Source organism: Sphingobacterium sp. NPDC055346 (assembly GCF_053645235.1).
In genome coordinates, this window is the sequence record NZ_JBSHMI010000017.1 from 1 (window position 1) to 1,260 (window position 1,260).

Annotated in this window: 1 protein-coding gene; it reads right to left on the minus strand. The window is 45.5% G+C overall.

What is annotated here, in order from left to right:
- Window positions 1–48: 48 nt before the first annotated feature.
- The gene (locus tag ACWICE_RS19680) at window positions 49–1,005 is read right to left on the minus strand and encodes an IS110 family RNA-guided transposase (RefSeq protein WP_313368298.1); all 957 of its coding nucleotides are present in this window, start codon (window positions 1,003–1,005) and stop codon (window positions 49–51) included.
- Window positions 1,006–1,260: the final 255 nt, after the last annotated feature.

Genomic DNA, 1,260 nt, shown 5'->3' on the forward strand with positions numbered 1-1,260 from the left:
CGATGAACTGTGTCTAATTCCAAATTTATTTTAAATTTTTTCCAAATTTTATTCTGCTAAGACTTTTTCCAATCGGTATACCTCACCAGACTTTGCAATGGCGAAAGCCTGTTTGATCAGTTTGTTTACGACCGCAATCATGGCCACCCGATGTGCCTTTCCTGCCGTCCTCAGTCTTTCATACAGTTCCCTGCAGCTTCTGTTGTATAGCCTGGCTGACCTAGCGGCCATGTACAGGACTGCCCGTACAGATGACATCCCCATTTTGCAGATACTGGCCTTTCCCCTTACGCTCGTTCCCGACTCATAGATCCTGGGGGCCAGTCCGAAATAGGAGATGACCTGCTTGTGGCTTTCAAAATCCTGGAACCCATTTGTCGTTACGATCATCAGCACGGAGCTTTTCGGGCCAATGCCCGGGATACTCGTCAGGTTCCTGTGCAGGTCAGGGAAAGCTTCCTGGATCAATGCCTGTATCTTGGCTTCAATCTGCTGTATTTCCTGATCATAACCTTCTATTTGGCTTTCCATTCTCTCACGGATATAACCGATGAAATTACCTCCATGTTCAAATGCATGGAACTGGTTCATCAGTACCTGTTTGCGCTTGACCACACCTTTCAGGAATGTCTCCAATTGCCTGATCTCCTGTATCTTTTCACTGGGAACGCTCCATAACGGGGGTTGGTACATCGTGCCATATTCCGCTATGGTCAGGGCATCCTTGCGGTCTGTCTTGGCCCTGTTCATCTTGGTCTGTGAAAACCTCCGGATGATCAGCGGGTTCACTATGGATACCCGAACTTGGGATTCGCAGAGGAAGCATGCCAGGGAAAAATAGTACGGTCCCGTGTGCTCCATGACAACATGCGAATGCTGGACATTGGGGAGCAACTCCTGGAATCCCTTTGGGTTGTTGGCAAACCTGCCTTCAAAAACTTTCCTGTTCCCGTCTAAAAGAACAACATCAAAATAATCCTTTGAACAATCGATACCTGTTACCATATTTGTAGATATTATTTTTGTGATCACAGCAGTTCTTATTCGTAACTTATCAATCGTAAAAACAGGCTCTGCGGGCCTAATGAACTGTCCAAGTTTGAATAAGGATAAGAGAGGGGGACTAGCATCGCGAAGGGTCTTTATGACCAATGACAGTTAAAAGTCTTGTTCCCTCTCTCGGCTGGATCAACATATAGACCAACAAAATAATATTTTGTCGATTGATCTCAAACTATACTTTCTCAAACTTACGATGAC

Coding starts and splice junctions, on each gene's coding strand:
- ACWICE_RS19680 (WP_313368298.1), bottom strand. CDS start 1,005: ATGGTAACAGGTATCGATTGTTCAAAGGATTATTTTGATGTTGTTCTT.